Annotated in this window: 15 protein-coding genes, 1 tRNA gene and 1 CRISPR repeat array; of the genes, 9 read left to right on the forward strand and 7 right to left on the reverse strand. The window is 43.5% G+C overall.

All coding sequences use genetic code 11. The features are described 5' to 3' along the window. Window positions 1–184 precede the first annotated feature (184 nt). Entirely contained in the window at window positions 185–487 is a 303-nt protein-coding gene (locus tag ACVA54_RS00005; RefSeq protein WP_446643119.1) for a hypothetical protein, read from the forward strand. Window positions 488–801: 314 nt separating this feature from the next. On the opposite strand, the gene csx2 is transcribed toward ACVA54_RS00005, so the two are convergent. The 6 genes from csx2 to cas1 all read right to left on the reverse strand — a co-directional run bounded on the left by csx2 (window position 802) and on the right by cas1 (window position 7,222). After that, window positions 802–1,986, reverse strand: a complete 1,185-nt coding sequence (csx2, locus tag ACVA54_RS00010; protein WP_099078974.1) for a TIGR02221 family CRISPR-associated protein — start codon at window positions 1,984–1,986, stop codon at window positions 802–804. A gap of 8 nt (window positions 1,987–1,994) precedes the next feature. Continuing rightward, complete coding sequence (locus ACVA54_RS00015; protein WP_099078973.1) at window positions 1,995–3,209, reverse strand: hypothetical protein; 1,215 nt, start codon at window positions 3,207–3,209, stop codon at window positions 1,995–1,997. 16 nt (window positions 3,210–3,225) lie between these two features. Next, complete coding sequence (gene csx16 / locus ACVA54_RS00020; protein WP_099078972.1) at window positions 3,226–3,513, reverse strand: CRISPR-associated protein Csx16; 288 nt, start codon at window positions 3,511–3,513, stop codon at window positions 3,226–3,228. Between the two features lie 159 nt (window positions 3,514–3,672). Next, window positions 3,673–4,401: a CRISPR direct-repeat array (repeat unit 35 nt; unit sequence GTCTTAATCCCGTCTAAACCGGGCAGTCTTAATAG). 174 nt (window positions 4,402–4,575) lie between these two features. Beyond that, a complete protein-coding gene (gene cas2, locus ACVA54_RS00025; RefSeq protein WP_099078971.1) occupies window positions 4,576–4,854 on the reverse strand; it encodes a CRISPR-associated endonuclease Cas2 in 279 nt (92 codons plus the stop codon). A gap of 8 nt (window positions 4,855–4,862) precedes the next feature. After that, window positions 4,863–5,150 (reverse strand): CRISPR-associated endonuclease Cas2, encoded by a 288-nt coding sequence (gene cas2, locus ACVA54_RS00030; RefSeq protein WP_172438099.1) that lies wholly within the window; start codon window positions 5,148–5,150, stop codon window positions 4,863–4,865. Next, a complete protein-coding gene (gene cas1, locus ACVA54_RS00035; RefSeq protein ID WP_446649282.1) occupies window positions 5,150–7,222 on the reverse strand; it encodes a CRISPR-associated endonuclease Cas1 in 2,073 nt (690 codons plus the stop codon). The genes cas2 (ACVA54_RS00030) and cas1 overlap by 1 nt, the downstream gene beginning before the upstream one ends. A 497-nt stretch (window positions 7,223–7,719) precedes the next feature. Here cas1 and ACVA54_RS00040 point away from each other — a divergent pair, with 497 nt between their 5' ends. The 8 genes from ACVA54_RS00040 to ACVA54_RS00075 all read left to right on the forward strand — a co-directional run bounded on the left by ACVA54_RS00040 (window position 7,720) and on the right by ACVA54_RS00075 (window position 17,878). Further along, window positions 7,720–9,669 (forward strand): hypothetical protein, encoded by a 1,950-nt coding sequence (locus tag ACVA54_RS00040; RefSeq protein ID WP_446649283.1) that lies wholly within the window; start codon window positions 7,720–7,722, stop codon window positions 9,667–9,669. Further along, window positions 9,666–10,271, forward strand: a complete 606-nt coding sequence (locus tag ACVA54_RS00045) for an RAMP superfamily CRISPR-associated protein (protein WP_099078967.1) — start codon at window positions 9,666–9,668, stop codon at window positions 10,269–10,271. Before ACVA54_RS00040 ends, ACVA54_RS00045 begins: the two co-directional genes overlap by 4 nt. A 1-nt stretch (window position 10,272) precedes the next feature. Further along, window positions 10,273–11,967 (forward strand): hypothetical protein, encoded by a 1,695-nt coding sequence (locus ACVA54_RS00050; RefSeq protein WP_099078966.1) that lies wholly within the window; start codon window positions 10,273–10,275, stop codon window positions 11,965–11,967. Next, window positions 11,964–13,427 carry an RAMP superfamily CRISPR-associated protein gene (locus tag ACVA54_RS00055; protein ID WP_446643890.1) on the forward strand — a complete coding sequence of 488 codons (1,464 nt, stop codon included), beginning with the start codon at window positions 11,964–11,966 and terminating at the stop codon, window positions 13,425–13,427. The genes ACVA54_RS00050 and ACVA54_RS00055 overlap by 4 nt, the downstream gene beginning before the upstream one ends. Continuing rightward, entirely contained in the window at window positions 13,424–13,948 is a 525-nt protein-coding gene (locus tag ACVA54_RS00060; protein WP_099078964.1) for a hypothetical protein, read from the forward strand. The genes ACVA54_RS00055 and ACVA54_RS00060 overlap by 4 nt, the downstream gene beginning before the upstream one ends. After that, window positions 13,945–16,116: a TIGR03986 family type III CRISPR-associated RAMP protein gene (locus tag ACVA54_RS00065; RefSeq protein WP_099078963.1), complete on the forward strand. Its 2,172-nt coding sequence runs from the start codon at window positions 13,945–13,947 to the stop codon at window positions 16,114–16,116. The genes ACVA54_RS00060 and ACVA54_RS00065 overlap by 4 nt, the downstream gene beginning before the upstream one ends. Beyond that, the gene (gene cas6, locus ACVA54_RS00070; RefSeq protein WP_446643122.1) at window positions 16,116–17,003 is read left to right on the forward strand and encodes a CRISPR system precrRNA processing endoribonuclease RAMP protein Cas6; all 888 of its coding nucleotides are present in this window, start codon (window positions 16,116–16,118) and stop codon (window positions 17,001–17,003) included. The genes ACVA54_RS00065 and cas6 overlap by 1 nt, the downstream gene beginning before the upstream one ends. Before the next feature lie 641 nt (window positions 17,004–17,644). After that, window positions 17,645–17,878 (forward strand): helix-turn-helix domain-containing protein, encoded by a 234-nt coding sequence (locus ACVA54_RS00075; protein WP_099078961.1) that lies wholly within the window; start codon window positions 17,645–17,647, stop codon window positions 17,876–17,878. A gap of 206 nt (window positions 17,879–18,084) precedes the next feature. Here ACVA54_RS00075 and ACVA54_RS00080 read toward each other — a convergent pair. Then, window positions 18,085–18,159: transfer RNA gene (locus tag ACVA54_RS00080), tRNA-Gly, on the reverse strand. Window positions 18,160–18,338: the final 179 nt, after the last annotated feature.

Here is an 18,338-nt window from a genome sequence, read left to right on the forward strand (position 1 = left end):
TCATGCGTTCTCCGTTTGTTTCAGTGTAAACGGAAAACCTCTAATTGCGAGCGACCAGTTTTTCGGGGAGGGTTACAGATGTACTTCATCGGGCGTTTTGTATTTTAAGGCTGTATGTGGCCTATACCGATTATAGATTTGTATTGATTCGGCTAATTCGGTCGAGTTGCCTCAAGAAGGTAATTTGGATGCCAATAAATTTGCATTTCACTTAGATATACTTGTTTTCGATGCTGAAGGTAATGTTAAAGGTGATCATATCAGTGATACAGGTGAAATGGGGGATGGCGCTTGGACAACTAAAGTTGGACTAAATGAAGATGGGTTGCTCATCGAAGTGGATGAAATAGCGGCAGTTGACGAGTTTGATTACTGCGCGATTAACCTCAGCCATGATTTGTTCGTATGTGCATATAATAATATGCAAGATGGTGTGGAAGTAGGGCAGGGTTTCGCTATTGGTGTAAAAGAGTTAACCGCTGAATAGAGTTGTCGCTGAAAGTACTTGTGGCGCAACATATTGCGATGCACGGAGGATATTGCGCTTCAAGAAATAGAATAACCCCGACCAATTGCGTTGGGGTTATCACTAATTTTAGTTTTCTAAAAGACGCTCACACTTAATGATCGACAAGAATGCAATAAGTCTAAAGTCGTCGATTAAAAATGAGAATGCTTGTTTATTCGGTTTCTTGCCGAAACAACCCCTGAAATGTAAGACTAGAATGCAAAAAAAAAGCAAGGACCCACTATTTAGAGAGTGGCAGCAATAAACAATGTGATTAACTCATTACCTTTTCACTACCCAATGTCTAATGACTTAAATAGAGACGCAATCAACGCTGGTAACATCTCGCTGTCAGTGAGCGCTTTGTTTACTTGTTCATGAATTTCACGGTTTTGCTTGCCCATCGTATTGGTTGGCTTGGTTCGCACGCCATGAACAAGATTGTTACGCAGTGCACGTAATACTTTATACTCGTTACCATAGAGCCCAGTTAAACTATTTTTACTCCATTCTCTGTCTGCATAATCATTGCTAGTGGCGTGGCGACTGACAAGTCCTTCGAAGCCATAAATAACCGCACGTAAATAATCGTGACGTTTTAGGTACTGAATGGCCAACAGACATTCACGAGAAGAACGGTCATCTTTGCGCACCCATTCAATTCTAGTTGCGAATTCAGATGACATAAGCTGACCAATGGTGGTTTTCCATGGTTCGTTTAAAACATCACTCAACGCAGCTTTAGCGATGCTGGAATTTGTCGTGCGTTCAAAAAATGCGCCTTTTTTAAGTTGATTTATCTTACTTTTCGGCCAGTCTTGAGCTTGTAACAATTCTGTAAATACGCCTAAGTCGCCACTGTGATCGTATTGACTGAGTGCATTCACCCATCTATCCAATTCAATACTTTGCTGTAGTGAAAAGATCAATGAGATATCTTGGTTTGGGGTATACATCGCGTAGAGTAAATTTTGGACTTTTACCTGTTTTACAAATTGCAAAAATTGTAAGGATGAAAATGCCAAAATAGGCATAAAGCGAAAACCATGTGTCACATCCAGAACGATAGACTCATTGGGATGCACGGCCGTAGTAAATGTGGCAAAAAATTCAGCTTGTTCATGTTCTGTCGCACCATCTGGCACCAATATAAGCGAGTAAGGAATCGAGCTTTGTTGATTTATTTTAGACTCTAACTTATGCAGTAATTTGCTATCGACACAATGTTGTTGGCAATGTTCAAGTAGCTCAATATGAAAATCATCCCCGATTTCGTTAAAGCAGATCTCATCCCACATGCTGCCAGGTGTGCCAATAATGACTACTCTCTCAGGCTTAAGTTTGTCAATAAGAACTCTACCCACGTAAGAGACAGGCTCAGAAAGACTACCATCAGGAAATTGGTAAGACGTTTTCCTATACCCAGAGCCATCACTGTTGTGAAAGCTTCGTCCAATAAAAGTGACGAGTGTCGTCATGATTATCCTTATTTATAACGAGCTGGTGACGCAGCTAGTTGCAAATCTTGCTGATAGATTTCGTTCTCACCAATGGTGCTAATATATTGAAACTTCGTATCGCGATGTATGGTTGCGAGCGCCGCTGCTGCACTCATTGCGGACGTGCCACCTGTGATGTCAAGGCATATATCTTTCTCTGAGAGGCCTTGATTAGTGACTAAATCGTCAAGTATCTCAGAAAGTCGATAATAAGTTTCTCCAACATCATTAGGATCTAAGTACGTGTGGCAAGCGCTAATCTGGCAATGTTCTGGATTGATGTAGAGATTCAAGAATTCGGTGATTGAATCGAGCTTATGCCGAGTTCCTCGAGTATCATCAGAGGTTCCGACATCTTCAGTCGATAACAGAATGATTTTCTTAACCTTGGGAAGATGTTTGCTCAACCCTCTCAGTAGTTGGGTACCATTCCAACGCTGGCCGTCAAGAAGCGTGATATCTTGCTCAATGGAGCCGGTGAGTTCAATAGTCGTGTTTTGACGATTTTGATAGATTGCCACTCCGTGCGCAATTGAAAGCCCCTCGATTTTTGAAACCGTCAGCAGCAAGATTTTCTTAGGCTTAGGATTGTTGGTGACATTGACTCTACGGAGTGATGGTAAAAATGCGCGTCCAAGCTTTATTAAAGAATACGAACAAAAGACATATACAGCGAATAGGATAAACGTTGGCGCTATTGCAATGGTTTCTGTTTGGCTTGGCTTTAGGTTTTCGGGTAACCAGGGAAATAAAGATTCCCCAGCTAAGAGATCCCCTAACCACGCAAAAGAGGCCAAGGATAAAGTGGTTAAAAGCCAGATCAACCAAGCAGAGGTTTTCCATTTTTGCCAGTTTTGCCGGATCACTTTTTTCATTACTTTATACCTATTGAACATATTGATTCTTAAAGGGATGCCGTGATCCTGAAATTGATGCTCACTGATATCAATATTGATACCATCGAGGTACTTCATTGTGACTTCATCAGGGGACAGATTGCTAGGTATAGAGGCTGTAATATGGAGGTAAGGGATACGTTTTTCCGACAAAACTCTACTGTCTTCAACTCTCAACTGACCGTAAATAACATCCGACCTAGTGTAAGACTCGGGTGAAAAACGATGGTGTACATGGTCAATAATGATCCCTTGTTTTTCTAGCTTATCTTTTAAAGCGGGGTAAGGTGATATAAGAATATTCAAAGCTCGAGACCTATCTTTAAAGTGGTTGAATATTGAACTCCTGCATTCTCACATGCGCTTTTTCCAACTGTTTTGCATCTAATTCTTGGCCTCGCAAGTGTTCTGGCATGTCTAGAATAAGATGAAAGTAGCGAGCGTCACGCTTGCAGACCTCTGCCGCAAGATGGACGGGCAAAGTGCCATACACAATATCTCCGGCATTGATGTCTTCAATATCAAGATGATCAACAAAGCGATCAATATAGGTATTGGTCGATTTAATCCAATTGATAGCCCCCACATGGCGAGAAACAAACCAACGCATTGCTACCTTCCCCCTAAATTGTACTGCACTAACCTTTGTTGTTGCTCGTCCCTTAGACGCCGACTCTAGGAGGCCAGTTTAACGTGCTTTCTTATGAAACAAGTTTAGTAAATTTAGCCTAGAAATTGAAAAATGCAAACAAGGTTTGATGAGCTAGTACACCTCCTCCGGTCTAAACCGGGCAGTCTTAATAGACATAAAGGAAGTGAGCACTACAACACCTACGCGTCTTAATCCCGTCTAAACCGGGCAGTCTTAATAGAATGCTCAACCGTTGTGACTGCCCTGCTAAGCTTGTCTTAATCCCGTCTAAACCGGGCAGTCTTAATAGGTACTTGAAAACAAAAAGGTCAGCCTCGACAAAGTCTTAATCCCGTCTAAACCGGGCAGTCTTAATAGAAGGAGGGGTACGATCTTCGCTACGGAGACGGAGAAGTCTTAATCCCGTCTAAACCGGGCAGTCTTAATAGCTGGGTTCAAAAGAGTTGTACAAAACTCTTAAGGTCTTAATCCCGTCTAAACCGGGCAGTCTTAATAGACCTGGGTCAGATGTGACCATGTCGGATATTACGAGTCTTAATCCCGTCTAAACCGGGCAGTCTTAATAGAAATCTCAGCGCGCGTATGGGGTGTCAACACCCTGTCTTAATCCCGTCTAAACCGGGCAGTCTTAATAGACCACCCCATGCACATGCATAAACACCGCCCACCCAAGTCTTAATCCCGTCTAAACCGGGCAGTCTTAATAGAAGTGAAGTGCGTAAAATAAAAGAGTTACTAAGAGTCTTAATCCCGTCTAAACCGGGCAGTCTTAATAGAACAAGTGACGGTAAAACTCTTGCAGAGTTCTTGCGTCTTAATCCCGTCTAAACCGGGCAGTCTTAATAGTCTAGTCGCTACAGCCCTTATGTTGCAAGCTCTCTGAGGGGGCTGTGCTGCAAAAATGTCAATGTCTGACTAATTATGTTGCATTGTAGCATATTAAATCATGTGGGTGGATTTTAGATTAGTGCAAAATGAACTAATGTATTGTTTTTCATGGTGTGCTTCAAAAATAGCGTATTATTCATCAATGATGTGTAATGCATCTGGCCAGTGCACTTCACCCTGCCCATCAGCATAACGCGTTAATACATCCTTTCCGCACAGCGGGTAGTACAGCACTCGATCTGTTGGTTCGATGATGTGCTTCAATTGGCGCTGTAAACGACGCAGTTCTTTCCGTCTTAACAAGCATTCAAATACGCTGTATTGTACTCGGTTACCATAGCCAAGTATCGTTTTAACCGCTCGCCTGCGGCGTTTATTATCACTGATGTCGAAACTGACTAGCCAGATCATTATGCGCCTTACCCATCAATATATTCATAAGGGGTACTTTGCCAAGCAATCATAGAGCCTTGGGTTAGGCGTCTTCGCTGGCAGTGGGAGCAAAGACGGTAGTAATTGATTTTGTCGCTATCAGCAATGTAGCTCACTAAGGTCGCTCGAAGCCTCAAAAATTCGGCTTGGCTTAATCGACACTCAAACACGCTATACTGAACGCGCTCACCGTAGCCAAGCAGCTCTTTTTCTACATGATAACGAGCTCGTCTGTCACTGATGTCATAGCAAATTACAAAATGCTCACCGCTCATTAACGAATCCTCTGTTGAGTTAAGCTCCATTGGCCTGTGAGTAATTGGTGCCGAAACTCAAGAATTTGAATGTCCATCAATCGCCTTACGTCAGCCTTAATTTTCAATGTGGGATGCTGATGTTCTGAAAGCATCTTTTGTTCAAATGATTGAATCAATACTCGGCGCCCATCACGGTTAAGCCAACAGCCAGACGAATTGTAGGCGAATTGTTCTGGTGTAATAAGTTTTTTGCTTGCAAGTTGTAATATGAGTTCATCGACTAACCAAGGACGATAGCCTTCCATTAAATCGAGAACCAGAGAGGGTTGGTTGGGTTGATCCCCATGTAAATAACCAATATGTGGCAAAAGACCTCGCGCCTCTAGCAACGCTCTCAAGTTATGAAACAGTAGGGTATAGCCATAGGAGAGCATCGCGTTGATCGGATCTTTAGGTGGTTGGCGATTGCGTGTTGTAAAGTTCCATTCGGCATCAAACTGCTGCTTATACCAGCTAAAGTATGCTCGGGCAGCCGCGCCTTCAGTGCCTCTAATGCTAGGCAGCGTGCCTTTCTTGTCGAGGCTGTCTCTTATGGCTACGATTTGCTTTTCACTACTTTTGTCTCTTTGTTGTTTTCTTCCAAAGCGACGCATGACCCCTAGGCTATTATTGATTTTGCTCCGTACGAAAAACTTACTGAGTTGAATTCTAACTTCGCTATTGGCTTGGCTGTATATTTGTGCTTGAGTTAACTTGGGATCGCCTTGGTATGGGGCAGCCAAGCAACCTAAGTATTGCCCTGATTGCGTTAGCCAGATAACCGTGATTTCATTTGTTAAGCAGAACCGTTGCACAGCGTGGGTAAGATGAATACTACCAAAGCAGAGGATCATATCTATCGTATTGGCGGGAATGGAAGAAAGCGGCTTGCCATTGAAAAAGATATTGAGCCGATTGCCACTTTTGTGTACGGCGGCTCCTTGTTTATGTAAGTAGACCAGTTTTAGCCGAGCAATGTGGTTTACAGCGAGTCGCTTCATCCGTTCGATATCCGGTTCTGTGGCAACAAAACTATCGTCATCGTAAATCGCTGCCTGTAAGCTTCGTAGCGCGGGTGGCAGGCTTGCATGCCAAAGTGTGGCATTCAAACTCTGATCTTCATCACTGCGGATCAGTTCTGCTTCATCTTCAGATAGCTCAAACTCATATTTGCCAAGGCTAACCAGCGATTTTTCGGTATGCGCTTTGAGTGGTAGTACCATATTGTCTAGAAACGTGACTCCAAGAAAGGTAAATCCTTGCTCAAAAGAGACAACTCTCGTTTTTTCAGCGTTCAAATTTAACTTTAATTTGGCTAAGTATTGGGTCACAAAATTGAGGCAACGTTGTGCTTTTTGCTCGTCTGCCACCAAGACGACAAAATCATCGGCGTAGCGAATAATTTGTTCACCTCGGTCGATCAATGCTTCATCAAAGCCATCAAGATATAAGTTCGCAAGCAGAGGCGATATAGGAGAGCCCTGTGGAATGCCAATACCGTTTTCTCTACCGAAGGCGAGTCGTGATTGCTCTTCTTGCTGAGTCAGGAGTAAGTTCAACAGAGAATCCGTCCAAGTATTCGAAAGGTATTTATTGAGGATCAGTTTGAGGATGTCATGGCAGATGTTATCGAAGTAGCCTTCAATATCGGCATCTAACACGAAGTAATAACCTTGGTTTCTTAACTGCTCTATATGTCGGATAGCATGGGTATAGGATCGATTGGGGCGATAGCCATAACTGATGGACTCGAACTCGGGTTCAAAATACTGCACCAGTTGCGTCGCGATAGCGGTGTGAAGGATGCGATCCCTAACTGTTGGTATCGCGAGCTTACGTGTGCGATTGTCAGATTTAGGAATGGTAACGACTTTGTAAGGGTGAGGGACAAAGTCACCTGAATTCCACTGGGTAAGCAAGCGCTTCAAGCGAGAGTCAACCCCCTGTTGGTAAGTCTGGACGCTGACACCATCTACACCCGGAGCCCCTTTATTAGCCGCGACCTTTTTCCAGCCGGCTTGCAAATCATCAAGCGTTAACGGAATCGTCATAATGGCTCCTGTGTATTATTTGGCGATGTCTTCTTGTTTTGTTGAAAAGCAATTGGGCTTAAATCTGACAGAGTGCACAGTGTTTTTTACGTCGCGAGCCACCTACCGAACATTTTGGATGCTGGTTCAGTAATTCGCTGAAATAGAGTAAAGAACGCTCGGTTCTTATTCGTTTTATACGGGACTGAAAATGTTACATTGAATTAAAAACACAGATGGACATGTGTGCTGTGTGTGTTTACGAATGTAGCGTTCAGTTATTGGATATATGTTAGGTAAAAATAGCCCATGAGTTGGAAAGTGCAAATAGCGAAAAATGGCATTAAAAAATTGAGTTTGTTTTGTTTATTTTCAGCACTTATTTAAATTAGCATTGGAGACAATAAAGTGTTTTTATCCGATTGTGGCAAATAGATTTATGAATTGGTTTCGCAGATCTTTGAAATTAAGTCTACGCTTATTTAATTCTTTTTATTTCAATGTCAGAAGGAGTTGGCATGTACTATTGTTATCTATTCGAAGCCAAGTCGATACAGGCTTACTTATTTAAAACGAATAAACTGCGTGATGTTATAGCTGCCAGTGAGCGTTTAGATAGATTGGTTGATTCGAATCACAATAGTGTGCTTGGGCAAGTACTGCAAAGTGCGGGCTTATCCTCTGATATTGATGATGAGCAAGAGAACGAAGCAGAATTAAGTTCAGCGTTGGATGTGCATTTTATCCGTTGTAAAGGTGGTGCGTTTTACGCTTATGCGAAATCAAAGCAACCACTGCTAATGCTCCGTTCTGCTTGGTCACTGACATTGAGCCAGCTATTTCCTTCTCTTGAGTATACTGATGCTTTTAGTGAAGGTGATGATCTGCAAGCAACCATTAGCGAAGCAATGGGGAAGCTACAAGCAGACCGCAATTTACCTAAATTGACGTTGCCATTGTCTACCACAATAATGGCAAGAAGTGAGCGTACGGGCCAAGCACAGATATTGACAAGCCAATTTGCTAAAGAGGGCAGCGGACCGGAACGGAATAACTTGGTTGTGGATGTTGATACAGAAAGGCATCGCCAAGCTTACCATTTATTCGGGTTAAACCAGACCCATTCGGCGGATGTTATTAGCGAAGGGGAATCCACGGTTAATGACGCGGATATATCGCCCCTTTTAAAGCGTTTCACGCCTGATCATTTGCTGCATTTGGTTCGGTACCCGCTCAATTTCGACACTCAATTTCCTTACCATGGTGACAAATCGAGACTCACCCGCTTTGAAGGCGAAGCCGTGAAGAATATGGCGATGATCCATATTGACGGGAATGGCTTGGGCATTTTGCTTCGTCAGCTAAAAGTGGTGATGGCTCAATTTAATAACAACGATGACACAGATGAAGCAATCTTCCGTACTACGTTTCGTCGTTTTTCCGATACCTTAGCTAAAGCGACGGAGGCCGCTGCGAAAATAGCGACCTTAAAAGTGTACAACCAAGTCGCGGCGGCAGAGCAACGTGAAGAAGTGGTCATGCCGATGCGTCCTATTGTGCTAGGTGGGGACGATTTAACGCTGTTCTGCCGAGCAGACATTGCGTTGGAATTTGCTGAAACCTTTTGCGAACAGTTTAAAGTGGAGTCCGAACATGCCCTTAAATCACTGTTTGATGAAAACCATAAGCTAGTCGAAGAAAGAAATTGTGGCCATGGTGACCAATCAGGGAAAACGTTAGTGAGTTTACGTGGCTCAGGCATCAAAGAATTTTTGACCGCCAGCGGAGGGATTTTGTATCACAAAGGGGGTCACCCCTTTGCGCAATCACATCATTTAGTTGAACAGCTCTGTGATCATGCTAAAGCGTTAACTAAAACCGTCTATGGCACTCAAAGTAAAAAGGTTGGACCTGCCGCATTAGCTTTTTACCGTGTCAGTAATGCTAGCCAAAGCGAGTTAACGACTTTGCTAGAACAAGCGCAGTCCTATCCTATCTCAGATGGTCGGATTGCAGAGCTAATGATGTCGAGTTACTTCGTCAATATGGATGAACACACGCGTCTAGCGTTGGAAAAAGAAACCGGAAATATTATTGAGCATCCTCGCTCAACCAATCAACTAAAAAACTTAGCGGCACTTTGCAAAGATGACGGTGTGATGCCAATGGCGAAGTGGCGTCAAATGGCAACGTTGATCTCGCAACGTGATTTTGCCGAAGCGGAGCATGTATATCAGCGTGCGCTGTCTCTTTGCGCAGACAAGAAGAAAATCCAGAATTTTTCACAGTGTATCAAAGCACTGTTCCCTACTCAGTGTGACATGATGTATGACTGGTATTGGCAACATGGTAATACGCTCAGCAGCTTTGTCAGTGATTTGTTGGTTTACGATCACTTCCGTGCGGTGGTTACGGGTAACGAGTTAGCCCCTAAACAATCGCAGTCAACACCGGAGGTGAGTGCATGAGCCGTTATGAAATGACGCTAGATATAAAAAGAGATTGGCACATCGGTTCGGGTGAAGAAGGTGGCGCGTACGCAGATGCCCTAATTTTGCGTGATGCGAAGCAACTTCCTTATGTGCCGGGAAAGTCGATAAAAGGACTATATCGGGAAGCGTTCAATCAAGCGCAAGAAAACGGTTGGTTTGAGCAAAAACTGACGCCTATGCTAATCAATTACTTGTTTGGACAATCAGGGCAGGGATTCGATACTCAAGGGATATTACACTTTGCTAACGCGGTGTTGCCTGTATCAGAGCAGGCATATTTTATTCAACACGCAGAGCAGACTCGCTACCTAACACGAGTCCTTGCTTTTACTGCAATTGATAGCCAAACGGGTGTGGCAAAAAACGCAAGCTTGCGCCAAATAGAAGTGGCGATACCCATGGTGTTATATGGGCAAATTAGCGTGATCAACCTAGATGATTCATACGTTCAGGCTAATGAACTCGAAGCGTGGCTTAAAGCCTGCGCAAATCTAATATTGTCTTTGGGGGCGAAGCGGCATCGTGGGTTAGGTGAAGTGCTGGTGACAGTGAATGAAATGCCATCGGGAGGAAACTAATATGAGGCTGTATTATTCGTTAACCACACTAGACCCGATCATTCTCAGTCAAACTACGGCCACGACCAACAATCACCAAGGACTGGATTGCATCCCAGGCAGTGCGATATTGGGAATGGTAGCGGCGCAGTGTTATAGCGAACTGACTCCGGATCAAAGCTGGAAGATGTTTCATTCTAGTGCAGTTAAGTATGGCCCGGCGTATGTTGCCCATGACGAGCAAATGACGCTACCAATCCCAGCCAGTTGGCATTTTCCAAAAGGCGAAGCGGTCTTTACAAAACAAGGCGGAGCACAAAACCTAACGCATGTTTTGCAAGCATGCGTTGAAAATCACGCTGTTTTAGGTGAGCGCAATGAGACGGTTCAGTATAAGCAATGCCGAACCGGATACATCACCGCAAACGGCAAACAAGGTGAAGTAAAGCAGGGGCGGATAACCAAAACGGCACTCAATCGCGACACGGGTGCGGTTGCAGATAGTCAACTTTTCTCGTACACCTATATCGAAAAGGATCAGACCTTTATTGGTTGGGTAACCTGTGAGACACCAGAACTTTATGATCTTTTAATCAATGCGCTACAAGGTGTGCATCGTATAGGTCGCTCGCGTGGAAGTGAATTTGGTCGAGTTGAAATCACGTTATTGTCAGGGCAGTCTGCATCAGCGCCCCGTGCCTCTAACCAGCTTACACTATGGTGTTTAAGCGATAGCCAATGTTTCGATGAGTTCGGTTTACCGACTTTAACGCCAACGTTAGCGAACGTACTTGCTGATTGTGGTTGTGAATACCATGGTTCTGCAATGCTTAATGCCCAGTTAAGCTTTATTCGTTCGCACACAACGACATTGTTCAATCAAAAGCGAGGTGGGCTAGATTCTGAACAATGGTTGATTAGCAAAGGCTCAGTATTGGTGTATGACGATGCTACATTGACGCAAACTCAGTTAGAGGCGTTGTCCAGTAAGGGGATTGGGATTAACCAACAACAAGGCTTAGGATGGGTCGCAGTGAACCCAACATGGGCACAGCAGCGTAAGTTAAATGTGAGTACTCTATTTGATGCCCATCAGTTTGATTTGCCGCAACGCGAGCAAGCGATAATCAAGCCCGCAACACCAGAAACAAGCCGTTTGATTGCGTGGGTAAGTGAGCAAGCTAAAGAGCAACGCGGTGCTCAGAAAATTGAAGATGGTGTAAAACGCGATCTCAACACTCTGTTTGTCGCCTACAAATCGGCGCGTCAATACAACCGCATTTTAAACGCTCATCAGGCTGGACCGTCGAGCAATCAATGGCGCCGGGTTGCTGAGTTGTTTCGCTACGACGAGCAAGATTGGATGAAAGCCCTATTCAAGGGGAAAAGCGCCATTTGTAAGGAGGAAAATGATCCTTTGGGCTGGGGGTTAGCTTGGGATAATGGGCAAGAATTTGTCACCTTTGCTGAACAGTTAAACGGGCTGATTAGTCATGCGTTAATTGAAAGTCGTAATGATGTTGCTACCGAACAAAAGGTAAGTGTTGATGTGACTCAATCGCGTCCTGATCTTAACGCAAAAGTGATGCAGCTTACTAAAGCTCGAATGAGTTTGATGATAGAGCGCTTATGCCGCTATGACGTGTCGGTATTCCAGGATTTAAACCGTTTTGCCAAACACAATCGCTTTCTAGCAGTCGAGGAGAGAACGTTATGAGCGTGATTCATGTAGTGAAATTGGTGGTGGAAACGGTAAGCCCTATGGCGATCAGTTCCGGACAAAGGGAAACTAACTTTGATACCGCGTTAGCGCGTGATGCCAATGGCCTGCCCACTATTCCGGCAACGGCAATTGCAGGGGTATGGAGCCATTTAACGGAACAATTTTACGGTAAAGCATGTCAACGTTTTTGGTTTGGCGAAGCGGCCAACAACAAAGAGCAAACGCAAGATAAAGATGGAACCGTCCTTCGCGTAAGCTCTCGTTTTTCTATCTCTAATGGTGTATTGCACGATCAAGACAACCGTCCTGCTATTGGTTTTATCGACCCAAAAACGTTTGAGCAAGACGAAGTGCTTAAACGCAGTATTTTGGCACGACCCCACCATCGTGAGCGAGTGTCGATTAACGACCGAGGAGTCGCTATTGATCAACATAAGTTTGATCAAATTGTGCTACCAACGGGGGCACGCTTTTCCATCACTATTCGTTGGGAGGCGGCAGATGCGAGGAACCCTCATGAGGTGCTATTGTTATGGAATCTGCGTCAGATGGCATTTGGTTCTTCGACACGTAACGGGCTAGGACAGATTAATCTAGTCGCATCCCAAGAGCGGGTGTTCGATCTCGCGTTAGGTGAAAAGAGTGGAGAGGCACTTAGCCAGTACATTAACGCACAGCATGTGCCAGAGCAAAACGAGTTGCGTCACCAAGTAGATATTCCAAATGCGTTGCTCGCAGAGTTGCCGCTCCAAGCATTAGATAATTGGCGCTGCGGAACCGGCACAGATTTACTCACAAAGAATTACAGTAGCGAGCAAAAGGTCGCTATTTTGACCTACTCAGAGCCGCGTTGGCAGTGGAGTGATAATCGCGCAAGTTGGCAAAAATCGGTGCCCGTTTTATGTGGTAGTAGCGTGAAAGGTTTGTTGGCACACCGTGTTGCATTCCATTACCGTAAACGAAACAAACAATGGGCAGAGGATATGGCACAAGCGAGTCACGAAGAATGGCAAACGAGACCGGAAGGGATTGAAGTGCTGTTTGGTCGTGCCGATGAAGCGAATCACCTTAATAGCTTTGCTGGCATGTTGATAGTGGACGACTGCGAATTGTCGTTTGATCCTGAGCACTTGGTGATTAGGCACCATAATGCGATTGACCGTTTCACCGGTGGCGTACGTAAAGGTGCCCTTTATAGTGAGGAATTACTTTATCAACCAAAATTTACCTTGCGAATTTGGTTTAATCCTCTAGCTCAGCAGCAAAAAGCATTGCAAAGCGATCCGAATGTTTTTCTTGCGCTTAAAGATACCATTAAAGACATAGAAATGGGGCTTTTACCTATGGGGGCGGGCAGCGGTCGTGGGAACAGCTTAGTGATCCGGGATAACGAAAAACAGTGGCAGGTTAACTTATCGAGTTGGTGTGCAGAGAATAAGGAGGTCGGTGCATGAGTTTAGAGCATTATAATGCGTTGCGTATAAAGAACGATGATCAGATCAGCGATCGCGCTATGACTTTAGGTATGGCGTTACCAACCATGCAAAAAGGAACCTTAAAGGTATGCTCGAAAAGGGTAACAAGCAAAGCGTTAATCGACTCTCTCACTAGTCACACGATAGCTTCGGGGTGGGCATGTTATCGCGATGGTGTTGAGCTAATCACATCAACACTCGGCCGAATCGATCTCATTGAGGCCGAGCTTGTTTGCTCAGATGGCTCTATAGTCGTGCGCTACCTTGGTGATGATACGTATCAGCTAACCCGGTTGATTACCCAATCAGACAGTGATGGTGGTGACTGTTATCGTGATGAAGTCATTTGGTTGCGTAACGATCTTAAAGTACAAGCACAAGGCGCACTGTACCGTTTTTGGTATCAATACCAAGAGGAGGGAGATCTACAAGGCCGTTGGTTGGCGCATGCACAGCAATTACTAGGGTTTACCAATGGCAAAGGAGAGCGCGTATTATGAATGCCAAAGTTCATACCCCTTACCATTTTGTTCCGCTTTCTAAATGGGTGTACATGCCAGATTGGGCGCATTTGGTTAGCCACGATGTCCCCTTTAAAGATGGCCTATCTGGCGTGTTGGAATACACTTTGACTAACCATACGCCGCTGTGTGTGGGGGCGGAGCAGGATAGGAAAAAAGGCGCTTCAACATTGGTGGAAATGGCGCGTGACCCTCTGCATTATCCAATTATTCCTGGATCGACCATGAAAGGGGCGATAAGAAGTGTGGTTGAAATCAGTTCATTTGGTAAGTTCAGCAATGTTGATGATCAGATATTCTCATTTCGTGACTTTAAAAATGAAAAATACAAGTCTATCGCGACGCGTAAGCTTAGTAATAATTGGTACGAAAGTTTAGCCAAGTCAGCTTGGTTAAAATTTAATCCAGAGAAATCCCAATGGGAGCTAAAAGTATGCAAGCATACGATTATATTCAACAAAGACCTAAATAACGCGTTTCCTAACAATATTGAGATAATTAATCAACCTACGGATAAAGATAAGGGGATGGAAGGGCAAACCGCCACTCATAAGTACAAAGCGTATCCACTTAATCAGCCAAGATCTCAATTATCTTTTGACGAGTACTGTATAGAAATTGAAGGGACTAAAGGAAAACCGGTGACCGTTGAGTGCGCTCACCGAATCGGTAGTGGCCAAGAAACGGGTAACTTAGTATTCACAGATTATCGATTTGGTAGCAAAACATATCGCGATACACGCCTCAATTTTAGTTATTTGTTTTTTGCTCCGGGGACTAAAACAGATGTGGTGAATCAAAATCTCGTGGATAGCTTGTTTGCAAACCACAACGAAGACCTAGTATTAACGTTACGTAAAAAACCTCATCCAGAATATGGTATTCCAGTCTTTGTTTTGTTTGACAGGGGGCAAGTACATTCTCTTGGCTTTGCCAAAATGCCTCGTATGACATATAAAAACTCAATACACGACATCATTTACAACACCAGTAATGCGCATTTTGAGAATGCCTATTTCGATATGGCTGAGTTGATGTTTGGTACGCTAAGAGATGGAGGGATTGGCCTTAAAAGTCGGGTGTCATTTTCTGATGCAACAATCGACAAGGATGCATTTGATGAAAACACATCGGTACAGCGCTTAAAACCGACAGTTTTAAATTCACCTAAGGCAACTTTTCTTGGTGCCTATCTTGAGCAACCTTTGCCTAGGAAATATTCAACATATGATAACGATCAAGCTCAGTTAAAAGGATGGAAGCGCTATCCAGTAAAAAGTCAATATCAGCATCATGAGCCAGAGAGCAAAAACCTAGATGTCTGTTCTTCATTAGAAACGCTTCGCCCGGGTCATTCTTTTTCAGGTAAAGTAGTATTTCATAACCTTCACCCTATAGAATTGGGCGCACTGTTGTGGGGTATTTCGTTAGGTGATTATAAAAATGCACGACACACTATCGGTCATGGCAAACCGTTAGGCGCAGGTGCGGTTTCTATCGAGATAGATGAAAGTCGCTCACTGGTTTTTACTCATCAAGATCGAACGAGTAAAGTCGATCTTCAGCGCTTAAAAACGCAATTTGTTGAGCATATGAACAGTCATTTCAAATCTCCTAAAGGCTGGCAAGAATCGCCTCAAATTCGATATTTAGTCGCGTTGACTGATAAGAATGTGGATCGTGGTAACACATTTAATTACATGAAATTGAGTGAGTTTTCTGATGTTAAAGAGAAAAAGCAATCAATACCTGATATTTCTTTTGATGGCGTATTATTGCCACGAAAGGAGGAAGAGACTCCAATTCGTAGCAGTCTAGCATTCAATAGCGGGCGGCTTAAAGTACTGTTTGATAATGAAAATAAGTACCATTGCCTCCAAGAAGAGTTGAAGCAAGCTTTACTAAACAGGGACTTGCCTTATGTTGAGCGTACAACTCAAATTCTTAAAGCTAAACTGGTGAATCAACATCAACTCACTAACTCGGCGAAAGATAAACTAAAAAGGGATATTTTGGCAGTAGTTAAGGAGTTAAAACAGCAGGAGATAACGCTAGGACAAGTTCAAGAGCTCATAGTAATTTTTAAACGATTTGAAGTTGCGAAAGAGGCATGTAAAAAAGCCATCAAGTATCTGGAAAAACTTTAATGAAAGCTCTTAAATTACTGACAGATCACTTCCCAGTTCTTAAGCTACATATCACGGTAAGGCTTAACCGGTCGGCACGCTTTCCGGCTTTTAAAGGCTCTATGCTGCATGGTTGGTTTGGACAAGTAGTCAAAAACTACGATGGCCGTCTTTACCATATTTTGTTTGGTGTACATGATAATCGTCAGCCTAAACCCTATGTGATTTGCCCAAGTGGGGATCACAAGCAGGAGTGGCAGCAAGGTGAGTTATTCAGCTTTGAACTTTCCTTGTTTGGTGAAGCGGTGCAATGTGGGGAGTCGGTCGTTGATGCAATAACTACGGCAGCCACGCACAAACACCTAGGCCTAGGGAAGCACAATGTCCCTTTTGAGTTGCTCTCCGTTGCGAGCGTTACACCTTATGGTTTGCGGCCGAACATTATTGTTAGCCAGCTTGGAGAATGGTTAACAACACTTCCACAAGCGAGCATCATAGAGCAAGAATGTTCGCTACTTTTTGAAACTCCAGTGCGAGTGAAATATCAAGGAAAGGTCTGCCATCATGCGGTACCGCATCTCGACTTTTGGTGTACACAGATAATGCGCCGTTTAACTGGGTTAAGCCGATTTTGGGTAGTAGAAGACGATGCCTTGTTTGATGCGATGTATATTGAAGCGCATAAAGCGCTAACAGGAACGCAGCAAGTGGCAGAACATTGCTATTGGGAGGATTGGCAGCGTTTTTCGTTTAAACATCAATCGCATTTGCCATTTGGCGGTATTAAAGGTCAACTAAGCTTTTATGGCGAGGTTTATGGTATTGTGCCACTGCTTAAGGTGGGGGAGTTGCTTCATATCGGGGGAAAAACCACCTTTGGATTAGGTAAGTATCAGCTTATTGTATAGTTCAATTCCCTAATTGCGAATGTTGCCAGTGCCTGTAAGTCTCGTATCGTCTTATGTTTCTGTGAGGCAACACGTGCTGAGCCATGTGAACCATGCTTAAAGGGACAGCTAACCCCTTAAGCATGGTTGTATAAGATAGTGCCGTCAGTGTAAGAAAGTATTTGGAGAGATGTAGTCAGCATGGAACTAGCTAATATTTATACTGGTAATCGCTATCTAGCTCCAAACATCGCACTATTCATGCGTTTGTGATGAATATGCTCAAGAAACACTGAAGTGGAGTTTTCAGACCAATTGTGGCTTTATGTTTTCCCCACCAGTTTGGGAACAACAAGTCGTTTAACGCTAGGCGTAAAATTCCTTTGAGAGCATTGATAACAGATAGGGAATGGAGATTATGTCAGAAGTATTTTGCTTGGGCGCACATCAAATAGTTGTACGAAAATGGCGTGTGTTCCCTCCGGTATATTAATGACCTTCTATAGGTACAATATAGGTATCACAAGAATCCCTTGTAAGTTCAATTTGTACCTATAGAGGTTCATTTTGGTAAGGTTTTGGCTAGAAAGTTAGCGTAAGGGATTGGAACTAAAGGAACAACATCAGCAATAATTGAGGAAAATAATTATCAGAGTTGAAAAATGATCAAGTGCCATCTATCTACCTTAATGGGAGCGAGGCGTTTAAAAATCTCAGATGTTGTACGGGTATCCGGAATTAACAGAAATACGATTACTCGCTTGTATCATGAAACAAATAACCGAATTGACTTTGATACGCTAGAAAGGCTGTGTCGCTATTTGGGCTGTGAAATTTCAGATCTGTTAGAGATTGTTGATGATGCAGATGAGAGCAAGGAAAGCGATGCTAGTTGATTCGCTTTAGTTATGTTGAGCTAGTGATTTGGAATACTTAGTAGCGGCGAGTAAAAATTTTGAGTGATGACTCGTGGTCTCTATTTGGTCCCCAAATGAGCCATGAAGCCAAAAAGATACAAGAAATTGATGTTAAAAAATTAAAATGAGATTCGCTAACAATTTGAAAATTAGAGATTGTTTAAGAAAAAAATAGAGAGAAGCTTTGGAGCGTACTGCGGGAATCGAACCCGCATCATCAGCTTGGAAGGCTGAGGTAATAGCCATTATACGAAGTACGCTTTATCGTGAAGGCACAGCTAATATGCCACATAAATTGAAAAAGAAAAGTCTTTTTTGATTAAGTGGTTGTTTAGTGTACGTTTATGGCATTTTGATTGAAATAGATTGTCCTCGATCACGTTTTTCTACCTTATATCGTTCAATTTGTAACTTCGAAATACCAAGTTTGAACACTGAG

The organism is Vibrio sp. PNB23_22_6 (assembly GCF_052877535.1).

Bases quoted from the DNA above. Each gene is read 5' to 3' on its own strand.
- ACVA54_RS00055 (WP_446643890.1), top strand. From the start codon at position 11,964: ATGAGCGTGATTCATGTAGTGAAATTGGTGGTGGAAACGGTAAGCCCT.
- ACVA54_RS00065 (WP_099078963.1), top strand. From the start codon at position 13,945: ATGAATGCCAAAGTTCATACCCCTTACCATTTTGTTCCGCTTTCTAAA.
- csx16 (WP_099078972.1), bottom strand. From the start codon at position 3,513: ATGCGTTGGTTTGTTTCTCGCCATGTGGGGGCTATCAATTGGATTAAA.
- cas6 (WP_446643122.1), top strand. From the start codon at position 16,116: ATGAAAGCTCTTAAATTACTGACAGATCACTTCCCAGTTCTTAAGCTA.
- ACVA54_RS00040 (WP_446649283.1), top strand. From the start codon at position 7,720: ATGTACTATTGTTATCTATTCGAAGCCAAGTCGATACAGGCTTACTTA.
- ACVA54_RS00050 (WP_099078966.1), top strand. From the start codon at position 10,273: ATGAGGCTGTATTATTCGTTAACCACACTAGACCCGATCATTCTCAGT.
- ACVA54_RS00060 (WP_099078964.1), top strand. From the start codon at position 13,424: ATGAGTTTAGAGCATTATAATGCGTTGCGTATAAAGAACGATGATCAG.
- ACVA54_RS00045 (WP_099078967.1), top strand. From the start codon at position 9,666: ATGAGCCGTTATGAAATGACGCTAGATATAAAAAGAGATTGGCACATC.
- ACVA54_RS00075 (WP_099078961.1), top strand. From the start codon at position 17,645: ATGATCAAGTGCCATCTATCTACCTTAATGGGAGCGAGGCGTTTAAAA.
- cas2 (WP_172438099.1), bottom strand. From the start codon at position 5,150: ATGAGCGGTGAGCATTTTGTAATTTGCTATGACATCAGTGACAGACGA.
- csx2 (WP_099078974.1), bottom strand. From the start codon at position 1,986: ATGACGACACTCGTCACTTTTATTGGACGAAGCTTTCACAACAGTGAT.
- cas2 (WP_099078971.1), bottom strand. From the start codon at position 4,854: ATGATCTGGCTAGTCAGTTTCGACATCAGTGATAATAAACGCCGCAGG.
- cas1 (WP_446649282.1), bottom strand. From the start codon at position 7,222: ATGACGATTCCGTTAACGCTTGATGATTTGCAAGCCGGCTGGAAAAAG.